This window comes from uncultured Tyzzerella sp. (assembly GCF_963558545.1).
Classification (GTDB): Bacteria; Bacillota; Clostridia; order Lachnospirales; family CAG-274; genus Tyzzerella.
The window spans coordinates 25,445-43,639 of sequence record NZ_CAUWHO010000005.1; the positions used below are offsets into that span (position 1 = coordinate 25,445).

General features: G+C 27.4%; 12 protein-coding genes. 4 read left to right on the forward strand and 8 right to left on the reverse strand.

Annotated features, from left to right (window positions below; genetic code table 11):
- Positions 1 to 6: 6 nt before the first annotated feature.
- The 6 genes from R5Z65_RS00215 to R5Z65_RS00240 all read right to left on the reverse strand — a co-directional run bounded on the left by R5Z65_RS00215 (position 7) and on the right by R5Z65_RS00240 (position 8,749).
- The gene (locus tag R5Z65_RS00215; protein WP_317366305.1) at positions 7 to 675 is read right to left on the reverse strand and encodes a methionine ABC transporter permease; all 669 of its coding nucleotides are present in this window, start codon (positions 673 to 675) and stop codon (positions 7 to 9) included.
- A complete protein-coding gene (locus R5Z65_RS00220) occupies positions 668 to 1,684 on the reverse strand; it encodes an ATP-binding cassette domain-containing protein (RefSeq protein WP_317366306.1) in 1,017 nt (338 codons plus the stop codon). The genes R5Z65_RS00215 and R5Z65_RS00220 overlap by 8 nt, the downstream gene beginning before the upstream one ends.
- A gap of 268 nt (positions 1,685 to 1,952) precedes the next feature.
- Positions 1,953 to 2,243: a hypothetical protein gene (locus R5Z65_RS00225; RefSeq protein WP_317366308.1), complete on the reverse strand. Its 291-nt coding sequence runs from the start codon at positions 2,241 to 2,243 to the stop codon at positions 1,953 to 1,955.
- A 9-nt stretch (positions 2,244 to 2,252) separates the two neighbouring features.
- Positions 2,253 to 5,084 (reverse strand): excinuclease ABC subunit UvrA, encoded by a 2,832-nt coding sequence (gene uvrA / locus R5Z65_RS00230; protein WP_317366309.1) that lies wholly within the window; start codon positions 5,082 to 5,084, stop codon positions 2,253 to 2,255.
- A gap of 1,051 nt (positions 5,085 to 6,135) precedes the next feature.
- On the reverse strand, positions 6,136 to 8,133 hold the full coding sequence (gene uvrB, locus R5Z65_RS00235; RefSeq protein WP_317366310.1) for an excinuclease ABC subunit UvrB: 1,998 nt from the start codon (positions 8,131 to 8,133) through the stop codon (positions 6,136 to 6,138).
- A 10-nt stretch (positions 8,134 to 8,143) separates the two neighbouring features.
- The gene (locus tag R5Z65_RS00240) at positions 8,144 to 8,749 is read right to left on the reverse strand and encodes a 3'-5' exonuclease (RefSeq protein ID WP_317366311.1); all 606 of its coding nucleotides are present in this window, start codon (positions 8,747 to 8,749) and stop codon (positions 8,144 to 8,146) included.
- 197 nt (positions 8,750 to 8,946) lie between these two features.
- Here R5Z65_RS00240 and R5Z65_RS00245 point away from each other — a divergent pair, with 197 nt between their 5' ends.
- Genes R5Z65_RS00245 through ftsY form a run of 3 tightly spaced genes read left to right on the forward strand, consistent with a single transcriptional unit; the run spans position 8,947 to position 14,608 of the window.
- Positions 8,947 to 9,636 (forward strand): DUF2225 domain-containing protein, encoded by a 690-nt coding sequence (locus tag R5Z65_RS00245; RefSeq protein ID WP_317366312.1) that lies wholly within the window; start codon positions 8,947 to 8,949, stop codon positions 9,634 to 9,636.
- Positions 9,637 to 9,658: 22 nt separating this feature from the next.
- Positions 9,659 to 13,240, forward strand: a complete 3,582-nt coding sequence (gene smc / locus R5Z65_RS00250; protein WP_317366313.1) for a chromosome segregation protein SMC — start codon at positions 9,659 to 9,661, stop codon at positions 13,238 to 13,240.
- A 12-nt stretch (positions 13,241 to 13,252) separates the two neighbouring features.
- A complete protein-coding gene (gene ftsY / locus R5Z65_RS00255; RefSeq protein ID WP_317366314.1) occupies positions 13,253 to 14,608 on the forward strand; it encodes a signal recognition particle-docking protein FtsY in 1,356 nt (451 codons plus the stop codon).
- A 354-nt stretch (positions 14,609 to 14,962) separates the two neighbouring features.
- Here ftsY and trmB read toward each other — a convergent pair whose 3' ends face one another.
- On the reverse strand, positions 14,963 to 15,607 hold the full coding sequence (gene trmB, locus R5Z65_RS00260; protein WP_317366316.1) for a tRNA (guanosine(46)-N7)-methyltransferase TrmB: 645 nt from the start codon (positions 15,605 to 15,607) through the stop codon (positions 14,963 to 14,965).
- 121 nt (positions 15,608 to 15,728) lie between these two features.
- Positions 15,729 to 17,258, reverse strand: coding sequence for a hypothetical protein (locus R5Z65_RS00265; RefSeq protein ID WP_317366318.1), 1,530 nt, complete (start codon positions 17,256 to 17,258; stop codon positions 15,729 to 15,731).
- A gap of 185 nt (positions 17,259 to 17,443) precedes the next feature.
- Here R5Z65_RS00265 and R5Z65_RS00270 point away from each other — a divergent pair, with 185 nt between their 5' ends.
- Complete coding sequence (locus R5Z65_RS00270; protein WP_317366319.1) at positions 17,444 to 18,088, forward strand: CBS and ACT domain-containing protein; 645 nt, start codon at positions 17,444 to 17,446, stop codon at positions 18,086 to 18,088.
- Positions 18,089 to 18,195: the final 107 nt, after the last annotated feature.

The window sequence follows — 18,195 nt, forward strand, 5'->3', positions numbered from 1 at the left end:
TTTATTTTATTTTTTATTTAATTTTTTACCTAAAATATTACCAATAGTTTGAACTATTTGAACCAATATAACCATTAATACAACACTTATTATTAATATGTCATCTCTATACCTTTGGTATCCATAAGTAATAGCTATGCTACCAAGCCCACCACCACCAATAGTACCTGCCATAGCAGAATATCCTATAATGCTTATAATGGTTGTTGTAATAGTAGATATAATAGATGATATGCTCTCTGGTATTAATACTTTATATATTATTTGCCATTCTGTTGCTCCCATAGATATAGATGCTTCTATAACACCTTTATCTATTTCTTTTAAACAAGCCTCTATCATTCTAGCAACAAAAGGAATAGCTGCAACAGTAAGTGGCACTATGGCTGCTTTAGAGCCTAATGTTGTACCTACAATAAATTTAGATAACGGAAAAACTGCTATCATTAATATTACAAAAGGCACACTCCTACCAATATTTATAATTATACCTAATATTCTATTTAAAACTTTATTTTCTAATATTCCGTCTTTTTCTGTAACGTATAGTACAATCCCAAAAAATATACCTAGTATAACAGAAAACAAGCTAGAAAAAAACACCATATATAAAGTTTCATTAAAGGCAGGTAAAACTATCTTTTTTAATTGTTCTAAATATTCGGGATTATTCATAGTGTACCTCCTCTACCAAAACATTATTTTCTTTTAAATAATGTATAGCATTTTGTATATTTTTATCTTCACCAGTTATTTTTATAACAAGAGTACCTATTAAGGTATCGTCCATATGTTGTATATTACCAAGAAGAATAGATGCCTCTACATTATATTTATTTACCATTTTAGATATATAAGGCTTTGTAGATGTTTCTCCTATAAATATACCTTTTATAACTACACCATTTCCGTCTAAAGCCTTTTGGTAAACATCGTTTTCTAGCTTAACATCAACAGAGTCAAAAAAGCTCCGTGCTATTTTTGTTTTAGGCTTTATAAATACATCTGAAACTAGCCCACATTCTGCTATTTTCCCTTCTTCTAATATAGCAACCTTATTACAAATATGTTTTATAACGTCCATCTCGTGAGTTATAATAATAATAGTAATACCTAATTTTTGGTTTATATCTTTTAAAAGAGATAGTATAGACTTTGTTGTTTCTGGGTCTAATGCACTTGTTGCCTCATCACATACAATAATGCTAGGGTTGTTAGCTATTGCTCTAGCTATACCAACTCTTTGCTTTTGCCCACCAGATAGCATTGCTGGATACATATCCTTTTTATCTAAAAGCCCTACCAAATCTAAAAGCTCATTTACTCTTTTATCTATGTAATCTTTAGGTTTATTATCTATTCTCATAGGGAAAGCTACATTTTCGTATATAGTAGAGTTCATTAAAAGGTTAAAGTGTTGAAAAACCATACCTATTTTTTTTCTTGCTTGTCTAAGCTCCTTTTTAGATAGCTTTATTATTTCTTGCCCGTCTATCTTTATGCTACCACTTGTAGGAGTTTCTAATAAGTTGATACATCTTACAAGAGAGCTTTTACCTGCTCCACTAAGCCCTATTATGCCAAAAATCTCCCCTTTTTCTATATGTAAATCTATTCCCTTTAAAGCATTTACTGCGTTTTCTCCATTACCATATGTTTTAACAAGATTTTCTATTAAAACCATTTTTTCACCCCATTAAATATTGCATATAAATCTATTTTTATTAACAATATAAGTCTAGTTAAAAATTATTTATTATTATATCTATAATATATTTTTTTGTCAAGTTTAACAATTTTTTATATACTTTTTTGTTGTAACATTACAATATATAAAATATAAAATATTTAAATACTTATTTGTCAAGGTTGTTATAGTATAATATTTACTTATAAAAAATGAACCCCTTTTATTAAACTATTTTGTCTAATTTTAAGGGCCATTTTATATTTTATATACTATTATTATTATCTAATATAAATGCTAGCTTAACACACTCTATACCTATAACCATTGTATAGTTGTCTTTTTTAAAAATCATCGGTTCATTATTTTTTTTAACAATAACACATTCTTTAGGTATATTTTTATCGTCTAAATAAGTTAAAAAGAAGATTCCATCATTGTCTTTTATAGTCCATTTTTTATCAACTAAAGGTTTTATAAAAAAATCTTCATTACAATTAAACTTTGTATTAAGTATTTTTTTTGTATTTATAAAATTATCTACTATATCTTTCATTTTCTTCTCCTAATTATTTTTAAATAAAATTGGTTTTAAATATTTACCTGTGTAAGACTTTTCACACATAGCAACATCTTCTGGTGTGCCAGTAGCAACTATTGTACCACCACCATCTCCACCTTCTGGGCCTAAATCTATAATATAGTCGGCAGTTTTTATAACATCAAGGTTATGCTCTATAACAACAACAGAGTTTCCTGTTTCTACAAGACGTTTAATAATTTTTATAAGTCTGTGTACATCATAAGTATGAAGACCTGTTGTTGGTTCGTCCAAAACATATATAGTTTTGCCTGTTGCACGCTTGCTAAGCTCTGTTGCAAGCTTTACCCTTTGTGCCTCTCCACCAGATAAAGTTGTAGAAGATTGGCCAAGCCTAATATAAGATAAACCGACATCTGATATAGCTTGTAGCTTTTCTTTTATTTTAGGTATATTTTCAAAAAATGTCAAGGCTTCTTCAACAGTCATATTTAAAACATCAGATATAGTTTTACCTTTATATGTTACCTCTAGAGTTTCTCTATTATATCTTTTACCATTACATACTTCACAAGGTACATAAACATCAGGTAAAAAATGCATCTCTATTTTTATAATTCCATCACCAGAGCAAGCCTCACATCTACCACCTTTTACATTAAAGCTAAAGCGTCCCTTTTGAAAGCCACGCACCTTTGCTTCTGGGGTGTTTGCAAACAAATCTCTAATAAGGTCAAAAACACCTGTATAAGTTGCAGGGTTAGAACGTGGTGTTCTACCAATAGGAGATTGGTCTATGTCTATAACCTTGTCCAAATTTTCAAGACCTGTAATAGATTTTACTTTGCCAGATTTACATTTTGCTTTGTTAAGCTCTCTAGCTAATGTTTTATATAAAACGTGATTTACAAGGGAGCTTTTACCAGAGCCAGATACACCTGTAACACAAACAAAAAGTCCAAGAGGTATATCTACATTTACTTTTTTAAGGTTATTTTCAAAAGCCCCTTTTATAGTTATTTTATTTTTAGTTGGTTTTAGACGATTTGTTGGTATAGGTATAGCTAATCTACCACTAAGGTAACCACCTGTTAAAGATTTTTCACATTTTAATATTTCATCATAAGTGCCAGAAAACACAACTTCGCCGCCGTGTTCTCCTGCTTTTGGCCCTATATCCACTATAAAATCAGCCTGTTTCATAGTATCTTCATCGTGCTCTACAACAATAAGAGTATTTCCTATATTTCTTAAATGGTTTAAAGTATTTAAAAGTTTATCATTATCTCTTTGGTGTAGCCCTATACTAGGCTCATCTAAAATATATAAACACCCAACAAGACCAGAGCCTATCTGTGTTGCAAGCCTTATCCTTTGAGATTCTCCACCAGATAATGTGCCAGCTGTTCTAGATAATGAAAGATAGTCAAGCCCTACATCTACTAAAAAGCCAATTCTTGCGTTTATTTCTTTTAATATTTGCTCGCCTATAAATTTTTCACGTTCATTTAAAATAATATTATCAAAAAAAGTTTTAGCATCTTTTATAGATAGGTTAGTTATTTGTGATATATTTTTATCATTTATAGTAACAGCTAAAATTTCTGGCTTTAACCTTTCCCCTTTACAACTTTTACAAGTAACATTTACCATATATTGCTCTAGCTCTTGTCTCATTGTATCAGAGGCCTCTTTATACCTACGTTCTAGGTTATTTACTATCCCTTCAAAAGAATAAGAATATTCTTTATAACCATTTTGCCCTTCCCAACTAACATCTATTTTTTCACCTTTTGTGCCATACATTAAAATATCTTTAATTTTATCTGGTAAATCTTTATAAGGAGTATCTAAAGAAAAATTATATTTTTCAGATAGAGCATAAAATATGCTATTAGACATAGAGTTTGAGTTGTTTATAGAGTTCCAACCAGATGCGTTTATAGCTCCTTGTGATAAGGATAAATCTTGGTTTGGGACTATTATATCAGGGTCAAAAATAAGCTTTACTCCAAGACCTGTACATTCTTCACAAGCACCGTTAGGGTTGTTAAAAGAAAATGAACGAGGCTCTATCTCTTCAATATTTATATGACAATCTTCACAAGCGAAGTTTTGGCTAAACTTTAAATCATCACCCTCTACGTCTACAATTATTATGCCATCTGTAAGGCTCATAGCAGTTTCTATGGAGTCTGTCAAACGTTTTTTAATGTTATCTTTAATAATAAGCCTATCTATTATTATTTCTATATTATGTTTTTTATTTTTTTCTAAAGATATTTTTTCTGATAGGTCATATATATTACCATCTATCCTAACACGTACATAACCACTTTTTTTAGCATCTTCTAATATTTTTATATGTTCTCCTTTTCTAGCTCTTACGATAGGAGCTAAAATTTGTATTTTAGTTTTTTCTTCTAAAGTACATATTTGGTCTACAATTTGGTCAATAGTTTGTTTTTTTATTTCTTTTCCACATTTTGGGCAATGAGGTATACCTATCCTTGCATATAATAGCCTAAGATAATCGTATATTTCTGTAACAGTACCTACTGTTGAGCGAGGGTTATTGTTTGTTGTTTTTTGGTCTATTGATATTGCAGGTGATAGCCCCTCTATATAATCTACATCTGGCTTTTCCATTTGTCCTAAAAACTGTCTTGCATAAGATGATAAGCTCTCTACATATCTTCTTTGCCCTTCGGCATATATTGTATCAAAAGCAAGGCTAGATTTACCAGAGCCACTAAGCCCTGTAAAAACAACTAATTTATCTCTTGGTATAGTTAAATCTATATTTTTTAGGTTATTTTCTCTAGCACCTTTTATTGTTATTTGTTCTTTATGCATCTTTATCTCCTTTATTAAGTGTTTTTTAATTTTAATAAGAAAGTTTTTAAAATGTTATAATTATACGTTAAGCATAAAATGAGTTATAGCCCGTATATTCTAACTAAAACCCAAAATACTATTAATTTAGATAATAAATGTAAAGATATAAATATCATTATACAAAATATAATAGACAAGATAAATTTTATTATTACACTAATAAAATTAAATTTAAGCTTAAAAATAATTATTAAACAGTATATACTAATTAAAATTATCTCTAAAATCATAAAAAATTTAATATAAAATAAATTGTGTGGAAAGATGAAATTATGTATAAGATTTATAAAACATAAATTTTTAAAAACAGTATTTAAAATATAAAATTTTTTATTTGTAGATTTATTAGCTCTTTTTTTAAAAAAAATATATATTAAATATAGTATAGGAGTGCTAATTAACATAGGACACACAATTAATGGGATAAGAATAAACCCACCCATACCTATACCACCTGGAGATGTTTTATCATAAATATACATATCAAATGATATAACTGTTAGATATATACTTGATATAAAAATAATACAAAAAAACACATAATTAAAAATAAATTTTATATAATTAAACAATGTATAAAATTTATTAGGCATTTTTATTTTTTTAAGGTAAAAGTACAACAATATAAATAATATTTCAATAATAAAAAGCTTAAATGAATATCCTAAATTAAATAAGAAAGTACAATTATGTATAAGGGTTATAGAACATACGTCTTTTAAAGAAAATCTATCTTTAAAAGACGGGTTTACTATATTGCTTGTATCTTTTATAATAATATCTTTTAGGCTAAAATATTTATAAAGCCAGTATAATATAGGTATACTAATTACCATAGGATATGCGACAAATATAACTAATATTTCAAAATCCTTATCTGGAGTTATAGAACAAAACAAGCTTAGCAATGTAGCGAATATAGTATATAAAATTATAATTTTTAAAAATATATTTTTTAATTTATTCATAATTAACCCTTTCTTATATTTTATTTTTAGTGTTTAAAAAATTATCTTAAGCTTATCTTTTTTAGCTCTATTATCTCATCTCTTAAAACAGAAGCCTCCTCAAACATTAAATCTGCAGCATATTTTTTCATTTCTTTTTCTTTTTTTGCTATAAGCTCTAAAAGTTCTTTTTGCGTCATAGATTCTGGGTCTTTGTCTAATTTTTTAGATTTTTTGCTAGGGGCAACGCTTTCTGTTGCTTTTATTATTTCGTGTACTTTTTTTGTAATAGTCTTAGGTATTATACCGTGAATTTGGTTGTATTCTTCTTGTATATTTCTTCTTCTATTTGTTTCTGATATAGCTTTTTCCATAGAATCTGTTATTTTATCGGCATACATAATAACTCTACCATTTGCATTTCTAGCAGCACGTCCTATTGTTTGTATAAGAGATGTTTCTGAGCGTAAAAACCCCTCTTTATCGGCATCTATAATTGCTACTAATGATACTTCTGGTATGTCAAGCCCTTCTCTTAAAAGATTTATACCAACTAATACATCAAAAACATCAAGCCTTAAATCTCTAATTATTTCTAAACGTTCTAATGTGTCAATATCCGAATGTAAATAACGTACCCTTATACCTGTTTCTTTTAAATATATTGTTAAATCTTCTGCCATTTTTTTAGTTAAGGTAGTAACTAAAACTTTTTCATTTTTTTCTACAACCTTATTTATTTCACCTATAAGATTGTCTATTTGGTTTTTAACTGGGCGAACATAAATTTCTGGATCTAAAAGTCCTGTTGGTCTAATAATTTGTTCTACTGTATTTTGAGTATGTTCTTTTTCATATTTGTTAGGCGTTGCAGAAACAAATAACATTTGATTTATTTTACTTTCAAATTCTTCAAATTTAAGAGGCCTATTATCAAGGGCAGAAGGTAGCCTAAAGCCATACTCTACAAGAGTTGTTTTTCTAGACTTATCCCCTTCATACATACCTCTAACTTGTGGTATTGTAACGTGAGATTCATCTACAATCATAAGAAAATCATCTGGGAAGTAGTCTATAAGCGTGTGAGGTGTAGAGCCTGCCTCTCTACCGGATAAATGCCTAGAATAGTTTTCTATCCCAGAGCAAAATCCCATTTCTAACATCATTTCTATATCATAATTTGTCCTTTGCTCTATCCTTTGAGCCTCTAGTAGTTTTTCTTCTCCCCTAAACTTTTGTAGTTGGTCGTTAAGCTCATCTTGTATACCTTTTACAGCAAGCAACAATTTTTCTTTACTTGTTACATAATGTGATGCTGGAAATATTGTTATGTGGTTTCTAAAGCCTAATATCTCCCCTGTAAGAGAGTCTATTTCTGATATTCTATCTATTTCATCTCCAAAAAATTCTACTCTATAAGCTACATTAGATGCACCAGCAGGAAATACCTCTAAAACATCTCCTCTAACACGAAATGTCCCCCTTATAAAATTTATATCATTTCTGTTATATTGTATTTCTATAAGTTTTTTTAGTATACTATCCCTATCTTTTTCCATACCAGTTCTAAGGGATACCACCATTTCATTGTAGTCGATAGGGTCGCCTAAGCCATATATACAAGATACACTAGCAACTATTATAACATCACGTCTTTCAAAAAGAGCTGCTGTTGCCGAGTGCCTAAGTTTGTCTATTTCATCATTTACAGAAGAATCTTTTTCTATAAATGTGTCGGAAGATGGTACGTATGCTTCTGGTTGGTAATAGTCATAATAGCTTACAAAATATTCTACTGCATTTTCTGGAAAAAACTCCTTAAACTCATTATATAACTGGGCTGCTAATGTTTTATTGTGTGCTAAAATAAGAGTAGGACGGTTTAGCTTTTCTATTATATTTGCCATTGTAAAAGTTTTACCAGAACCTGTAACACCAAGAAGTGTTTGAAACTTTTTGCCATTTATAAAACCAGTTGATAAATTTTCTATTGCATCTGGCTGGTCTCCTGTTGGTTTAAACTTTGACACAACCTTAAAAGATTTATCTATTTTATCCATAATATACTCCTTATTTTTTCTTTACATTTTTAGAATTAAACACTTTAAGATTTAATTTGTTTGGAGAAATTTTTTTAAATATTTCTGCTGTATATAAAGCATCGTTTAAAGCATCGTGGAAGTTTTCTTGTATAGGTATATTTAAAATCTCTATGGCAGTTTTTAACCCTACACAACCACCTTTGCTATATTTTATATGTTTTGTTGCTAAATTTTGTATATCAATATATTTTAATATTAAATCTGATGATAACATATTGTAATAAGATAAATTTCTGTATAAAGCCTTTAAATCTCCACTACCCCAAGTACAAAAAATATGCTCCTCATCACCTAAAAACATTTCAAAATCTGTATAAGCCTCTTTAAAAGATTGCTTGTCCTTTAAAATTTCTTGTGAAAGTCCAGTTATTTTCTCTACATAAGGGTGAATTTCTTTATAAAGATTTGGCTTTATATAAAGATTTATTTTATCTATTATATTAAAATTATTATCTAATTTTACTGCTCCTATTTGTATTATTTCAAATCTACAAGAAGGTATAAGCAGGATAGTTTTATTTTTTTCAAAATCATAAGCTTGGTTAAATTCTAAGTCTAAAACTATATAAGACATAAAACCCTCCTTAATAATTAAGTATTTGTTATAATAGTACACCAATTTTTCAATAAATACAACGTTTTATATTAAAATAATTTATAACCTAAATTTTAAAGGTAAAATATTGATTTTTTAAATAGTATAGTGATATAATATAAAATAACACAAAATTAAAAATTTATTAACTTATATTTTAAAAGAATGGGGAAAATATGGAAAAAGCTAGTGATGATTTACAAGACAGACTATATGATAAAAGTTATACTTGTCCTGTATGTAGTGAAAAATTTAAGTCTAAAGAGATAAAAAAAGGAAAAACAGTTTTTGAAGGAATGGATTTGGGGCTTAGAGCAAAGTTTAATCCAATTTTACCAGATTATTACTATGTTCTTATCTGTGATAAATGTGGGTATGCAGGCGTAACAAAAACATTTAACAAAATTACTAATATAAATATAAAAAATATAAAAGAAAATATAAATAAAAATTACAGACCAAAAAAATATCCACCTGTTTACGATGCAAACACTGCAATAGATAGATATAAAATAGCTTTATATTTTGCACATATAAAAGAAAGTGCTATGTCAGAAAAAGCTTATATTGCACAAAAAATTGCTTCTATATATGGTGATATAGATGATAAAGAACGAGAGCTAGAATATAATAAACACGCTTATAATTGGTACAACCACGCTTACATAAATGAAGATTTTCCTATGATGGATATGGAAGAAAATCAATTTTTATATAATTTGGCTTATTTGGCATACAAAACAGGTAATAAAGATGAAACAAGAAAAACTCTTGGTAAATTGGCCGTAAAAAGAGATTTATCTAATACCTTAAAAGAATCTATTGAAAATTTTATTGAAATAATAAAAAAAGAAGACAAAGCATAAATCTTAAAGAAAGAGGAGTATTATGTTTTTAAAAAGACTAGAAATACAAGGGTTTAAATCATTTCCTGAAAAAATACGTTTAGATTTTAAAAAAGGTATAACAGGTGTTGTAGGGCCTAACGGAAGTGGCAAAAGCAATATATCAGATGCTATAAGGTGGGTTTTAGGAGAACAAAATGCCAGAACCCTACGTGGAGATAAAATGGAAGATATTATTTTTTCAGGTACTAAAAATAGAAAACCTCTTGGATTTGCAGAGGTTACTATATACCTTGATAATACAGATAAAAAGCTCCCATTAGAATATAGCGAGGTGGCTATTACAAGAAAAGTTTATCGCTCTGGAGAAAGTGGATATTATATAAATGGTACAAATTGTAGGCTTAAAGATATACACGAGCTTTTTATGGATACAGGCATTGGTAAAGAAGGATATTCCATTATAGGTCAAGGCAAAATAGATGCTATATTAAGCAATAAGTCGGAAGATAGGCGAGCTCTTTTTGAAGAAGCCGTTGGTATTATAAAATTTAAAAATAGAAGAATACAAGCAGAAAATAGACTAGAAGAAGTTAGGAAAAACCTTGTTAGAACAAATGATATAATAAGCGAGCTTGAAAGACAGGTAAAGCCTCTTTTTGAGCAACAAGAAAAGGCAAAAGAATTTTTAAAACTATCAGAGCAGTTAAAAATTATAAAAATAAACTTATTTGCAACAGAATATAAAATAGCAGAAAATAATATAACAGATATATTAAACAACATAGATACATTAAATAATACAATACTGTCATTAGAGCAACAAGCAAAAATATACCTACAAAAAGAAGAAAACCTTAAAAATAGCCTTTTAACAAAAGAAAAAGAAATAGACGATATAAACAATACAATAATAAACTTAAATATAAATATAGAGCAAAACCAAAATAGCATTAACCTTGATAACCAAAATATAAATTTTATAAAAGAGGATATAACCCGTATAAAAGATGAGCAATCTAAAAACAATGACCTTATACTAAGAAAAAGTGATGAAATAAAGTTTACAAAAGTTAGCTTAGAAGCAAAAATTTTAGAATATAACATAAAAAAAGAAGAACTAGATAAGCTTTACATTAAATTTGAAAAAATGTCTGCTAAAATGGATAAAAATGAAGAAGAATTTAAAAGTATAAATAATAAAATAGTTGAAAAAATACATTTATCCTCAGAAATATCTAACAAGCTTACTATTTATAAAAGCTCAAAAGATAGCCTAAATGAAAAATTAACCCAATTAGAAAAAGAGATAGGGTTATATAAAAGTAAAATTAACGAAAAAATAACTAGAAAAATGGTATTAGAAAAAAATCTTGCCAACATAAAATTGGAAGAAGAAACAATAAGCCAAAATATAAATTTTTATAATGTAGATTTTGAAAAAAATAAAACAGAGCTTATTAACATAAAACAAATAAATAATGAGGATAATAAAAAATATATAGAATTAAAAAATAAACACAAAATATTAAAAGAACTAGAAAAAGATTATGAAGGATATTTTGGCTCTGTAAAGGCTATATTAAAAGAAAAAGAAAAAAATAATAAGTTTTCTGGTATATGTAGTGCCATAGGAGAGCTTATATCTGTACCTAAACAATACGAAACAGCAATAGAAATAGCATTAGGTGGTACTATACAAAATATAGTTACTAATACAGAAGAAGATGCTAAAATAGCAATAGATTATTTAAAAAGTACTAAAAAAGGAAGAGCTACTTTTTTACCTATATCATCTATTAAATCAAAGCCACTAGAACAAGATAAATATACCATATTAAAGGAAACTGGCGTGATAGGTATTGCAGATAGCCTTATAAAATTTGATTCTAAATATAGCAATGTTATGTCTAACATATTAGGTAGAACTATTATTATTGATAGTATAGACAATGCAATAGCTCTATCTAAAAAATATAAATATATGTATAAAGTTGTAACTTTAGATGGAGAGCTTATAAACACTGGTGGTGCTTTAACTGGTGGTAGTATATCTAAAAAATCTGGTGGTATATTTTCTAGAGGTAGAGAAATAAAAGATATATTTGAAAATATTTGCATATTAGAAGAAAAAATTAACAAAACTAATAATACTATACACCAAAAAGAAGAAGAACAAATTGAAATTCAAAAAAATATAGAAAAAAACAGAGATAATCTTAATAAAATATCCTTAGAAAAAATAAGGATAGAAAGCGAAGTAAAACAAACTGAAGAAAATATAAAATATTTAGAAAATAACATACAAAATTCAAATGACGATGTAAAAAATATAAATAATAAGCTAAAAGAAAGCTACTCCAATAACAATAAACTAGAAGAACAGCTTAATACTATAAACGAAGAAATAAAAATATTAAAAGAAAATATTTTAATATTTGAAAGCAAATTAGAAGAAGAAAGGCTTAATAAAGACACAAACTTTAATTATATAAATAAATTACAGATAGATATAAAAGAAATAGAATATCAAATAGAAAATAACAACAAAGATATACATAGGCTTAATAATGATATAGATATTTTAAAAGAGACAAATACTACATTAAATACAAAAATTAAACATAATAATGATAAACAAGATATTTTAAACAAAAATATTATTTATGTCCAAAAAAATATTAATGACTTAAAAGAAAAAACTAATAATTTAAAAAATAGTATAAATATTCTACAACAAGAAAAAACTAACATAAATAACAGTATAACTACCATAACAAATGATATATCTAGTATAAACAAAAATATATTAGATATAGAAAATAAAAAGGTAAAAGCAGAAGCTAAAAAAGAAAATATTGAAGAAAAAATACAGCTATTATGCGATAATATGTGGCAAGAATATGAAATAACATATGCTAGTGCCTGTAATGACTATGAAAATATAAATTTATCATTTGATGAGCTAAAAAAAGAAGAAAATAAATTTAAAGCAAAAATATCTAGCTTAGGAAATGTAAATGTTGGTGCAATAGAAGAATATAAAATAATAAAAGAACGTTACGACCTTAATATTAAGCAACGAGAAGATATAATAAAAGCAGATGATGACTTAAAAGATATAATAGCTACATTAATTACAGAAATGGAAGAGCAATTTAAAAAACAATTTTCTTTAATAAATAAAAATTTTAACCAAGTTTTTTCTGACATATTTGGTGGTGGAAAAGCAGAGCTTGTCCTTGCAGATGAAGATAGTATATTAACATCTGGCATAGACATTGTAGCACAACCACCAGGTAAAAACCTACAAAACTTAAATCTTTTATCTGGTGGAGAAAGAACTCTTACGGCTATGTCATTATTATTTGCCATACTTATAATGAAGCCTTCTCCTTTTTGTGTGTTAGATGAAACAGAAGCTGCCTTAGATGATGCTAACGTTTTAAAATATGCTAATTTTTTAAGAAAATTTTCTTTAGATAATCAGTTTATACTAATAACACATAAAACAGGTACTATGGAAATAGCCGATATATTATATGGTGTAACTATGGAAGAACAGGGAGTATCTAAAGTTATATCCGTAGAATTAAAAAATGCTAAAGAATATGAAAATTTTTAAAGGGGAGTAAAAATGGGATTTTTTAAATGGTTTAAAAAAGAAAAACAAGAAGAAAATATTAACACATTACAAAATGATACACAACAAATTAAAGAAAATGTAAATGAAGAAGTACAAGAAATAGAACAAAACATAGATGGTAGTAAACACCTACAAGACTTACAAGAAATATCACAAAATACTGATGATAGTAAACACCTACAAGAAGTACAAGAAATTTCACAAAATACTGATAATAAACACCTACAAGAAGTACAAGAAATTTCACAAAATACTGATGATAATAAACACCTACAAGAAGTACAAGAAATTTCACAAAATACTGATGATAGTAAACACCTACAAGACTTACAAGAAATTTCACAAAATACTGATGATAATAAACACCTACAAGACTTACAAGAAACACCACAAAATACTGATGATAATAAACAATTACAAGACGTACAAGAACCTAAAAAGAAAGGCTTTTTTACAAAAATAAAAATGGGGCTATCTAAAACAAGAGATAGCATATTAAATGGTGTAGAGCAGGTTTTAAGTAGCTTTACAAAAATAGATGAAGAGCTTTTTGAAGAATTAGAAGAATCTCTTATTATGTCCGACATAGGTGTAGAAACTTCTGTTTATATAATAGAAAAAGTTAGAGAAATAGTAAAAACTGAAAGAATAAAAGATGTTAAAGAAATAAAAGATGTCATAATAAGAGTTATATCGGATATTTTAGAAGAAGAAACAAAAGAATTTAGCTTAAAATCTCCTAGTGTTATACTTGTTATAGGTGTAAATGGTGTAGGAAAAACAACTACAATAGGTAAACTTGCCAATAACTATAAAAAAGAAGGTAAAAAAGTTTTACTAGCAGCAGCTGATACCTTTAGAGCAGCTGCTATAGACCAACTACAAGTATGGGGTGAAAGAAGCAATATAGACGTAATAAAACATCAAGAAGGCTCAGACCCAGCAGCCGTTGTTTTTGATGCTATACAAGCAGGAAAGGCAAGAGGAACAGACCTTTTAATATGTGATACGGCAGGTAGGCTTCATAACAAAAAAAATCTTATGGAAGAGCTTAAAAAAATAGCAAGAATTGTAACTAGAGAAAATCCAGATGCACAAATAGAAACACTCCTTGTGCTAGATGCTACAACAGGTCAAAATGCTCTACAACAAGCAAAACTTTTTAGCCAAGTATCAGATATTACAGGTATTGTCCTTACAAAATTAGACGGTACTGCTAAAGGTGGCGTGGTTATAGCTATAAAAAATGAGCTTAAAATACCTGTTCGTTTTATTGGTGTAGGCGAAGGCATAGATGATTTAAGGCCTTTTGATGCTAAAGAATTTTCTAAAGCATTGTTTGAATAGCTTTAAAAATATAAGTCATATCTTAATTGGTATAAATCAATTTTTTTAATACTTCGTATTCAAAAACAGATATTCCTATATATTTTTATTCGTAAAAATTAATACAAACAACCGTATATAATTTTTCCTTTAAAAATATAAGTCATATCTTAATTGGTATAAATCAATTTTTTTAATACTTTGTATTCAAAAACAGATATTCCTATATATTTTTATTCGTAAAAATTAATACAAACAACCGTATATAATTTTTCCTTTAAAAATATAAGTCATATCTTAATTGGTATAAATCAAAATACCTCTTATTGTTATAATAATTTAACAACAAGGGGTATTTTTATAGTTTTTAAATATTTATTTTTTATAATATCCTTCTAATCTATATATAGGCATTCCTATACCAGAAAATTTTTCTTCGTACTCTGTTTTTACATTACCTTCAAAGTCTGAATTATGTAAATCTAAAGATATATTGTGTAAACGCCAACCCTTGTCTGCAAATTCATTTAAAGAAAATTCAAACAAAAGCCTGTTATCTGTTTTAAAAAATACTTCTCCACCATTTGTAAACAATGCTTCATATAAATTTAAGAAATTTTTATGAGTAAGCCTTCTTTTAGCCCATTTTTTCTTGTTTGGCCAAGGGTCGCAAAAATTTATATATATTCTATCTATTTCTTCTGGCTCAAAATAGTTAAGTAGCTCCTTAACATCTGCTACAAAAAACACTATGTTTTTTCCTACACCTTTTTCTCTCCCCTTTTTTAATGCACTTACTATAACATTTGTTTGTCTTTCTATTGCTATATAGTTTATATTAGGGTTTAAAAGGCTCATAGTAGTTAAAAACTGCCCTTTACCTGTTCCTATCTCTATATGTATAGGGTTGTCATTACCAAAAACTTCTCTCCATTTACCTTTGTTTTCTTCTGGCTTATGAATAAACCTATCATTTGTATTTAGCTCGTTATCGCCCCAAGGCTTTTTTCTTAAACGCATATTTTTACTCCTTAAATTATATTTTATCATTTATTAAATTATAGCATATTTATTAAAAATTTCAACATTTAACAGTAATTATTGTATAGTAAATACCACCTGCCTAAACAGGTGGTATTTACTATAATTCCATTATTCTATAACCATACTCTCCATTATCTATGCTTTGGGAAGATACATTATTATCTACTGGTAAAAACTCTTTAAAATCTTTTAAAGAAAAGTCTTGCTCGTATCTACAAGGTACTGCTAAAGTATATGTTTCTTTATCTGATTTATTATTAATACCTAACATAAGGTGTTTGTATTTTTTATACGATGTAAATACAAATGGGTTGTTAGCATATTTCCAACTATTGTTTGATATACTTGTTAAATCATATGGAGATATTCTATACCAACTTATATTATCTTCATTTTTTAAAAAAGGATTCATTGTAATGTTTCTATCTTTTATATAGTCTATATGGCTATTAGTAATTTTCATTTTTGTGTCCATATTTTGAATATTCATCATACTTTTTCTAAGGTTGTCTAGCATATCTTTAAAATTTTCGTGATTTTTACTTGTGCTATTATCTACCATTTCTTTTTTAGTATATTTATTTTTTTCTCTTATACCCTTTTCTATATCTAAAAGACCTTTTTCTTTTTCTATAAGACCTTTTTCTCTCTCTAAAAGGCCTTGCTCTCTCTCTAATATGCCTTTTTCTTTTTCTATAAGTCCTTTTTCTCTCTCTGATGTAGGGTTTTGTCTTATAAGCATTCTTTCTCTATTAATAAGCTCTTGCTCTATTTTTATAAGCTCTATTTCTTTTTTTATAAGAGCTATCTCTTTTTCTCTTATCTCCTTATCATCTGTTGGTAAAAATCCTTGTTTTAATGCTCTCTCTTTTTCTAAAAGTCCTTGTTCTTTTTCTGCTAAACCTTTTTCCTTTTCTGCTAAACCATCTAATTTTTCTTTAAGATTTTTTTCATAGTCATCTAAAGGTATTTTTGTTTTGCTTTCTTCTCTTTCTATCAACTCTTTTTCTCTATCAATAAGCCCTTGTTCTCTCTCTAAAAGGCCTTCTTCTTTATCTATTAATCCTTGTTCAATATCTGATATATTATTGTTGTTAGTGTTGCTAGTATTATTGTTGTTAGGATTATTATTGTTACCAAGGTTATTATTGCTATTATTATCTTCTGGCATTTCTACACAGCTATTACCCTTACCTATATTTATTATAGCATTTACTTTATATTGTTCTTTCCAGTCTATCTCATTTCCAATATATCCAACTAATGCTGAAGAAATATCTTTATTATCTTTAACCATAACAGATACAACATTAAAATCTTCTATCTTGCTTTTATTGTTTTCCATATTATCTGGGTCAAATTGTGCAGAAAACTCTCCTTTACCATATGAATCTACATTAAATTTGCCTAGACATACATTTTTTATATTACCTTTTTCAAATCCTATAAATTCTAAATAGTAGTCGTATTTTGGGTTTATACCTTGTGCATAAATATTTACCTTGCCTTTGCCATCTTTTATTTCTATTACACATCTACCAAGGGCAGGTCTAAAGTCTAAATTATGCTTTGAGCCGTCTTGTTTTAATGGTATAAAATTTCTACTATATTTTCTTGAATAAATCATAAAGTTCCCCCTATAATTAATATATTATTATAATATATATGCACAAAAATATTTTTTATGCCAATTATTTTAATACATATATGAAAAGCCTACAAATATTTATAAATATTTTTTATTATTATATTTCAAAATGTATGTTATTATGGTATAATAATTTACAATATTTTATTATAGGAGGTATCTATATGTTTATATACGAAAAAATGACAAAAAATGTAGTATCTGTTAAACCTGATTATTCTGTTTCTAAGGCCTTTCAAATATTAACAGAATCTAGACATTCTCAGCTACCTGTTGTAGATGATAATAATAAACTTACAGGACTTCTTACAGAAAAACTTTTAGCAGAGGTAAACCCCTCTAAAGCAACATCTCTTAGCGTTTATGAAATAAACTATCTTCTTAGCAAAACAAAAGTATGTGATATTATGCGTACTGGCGTTTTTAAAGTTAATCAAAATGCTCTTATAGAAGATGCTGCCCTTATTATGAAAGAAAACCATATAGGTTCTTTACCTGTTGTAGATGATGATAATAATCTTGTTGGTATTGTTACAAGGGTAGATATATTTAAAGCATTTATAGACATACTTGGTGTTAAAGTTCCTGGTACTCGTTTATCTTTAAAGGCTTCTGACAAGGTTGGTGAGCTTGCAGAAATTAGCCAAATTATTGCTAATCATAATGTTAATGTTAAAAATATTTCAAACTTTGCTACATCTTTTGGTAGTGAAATTATTATAAAATTAGATTCTTTTGAAACTGATGATATTATAAACGACCTAAAACAAAAAGGATACGAAATTTTATCTGTAAGCGTACAAAGATAATTTCATAATTGTTAATTTTAGTATTGACATTTTTTGTAATATTTCATATACTGTTATTAGAAAAGAACAAGGGCGTTCAAAACATTTGGTGTTTTGAGCCCTTTTTT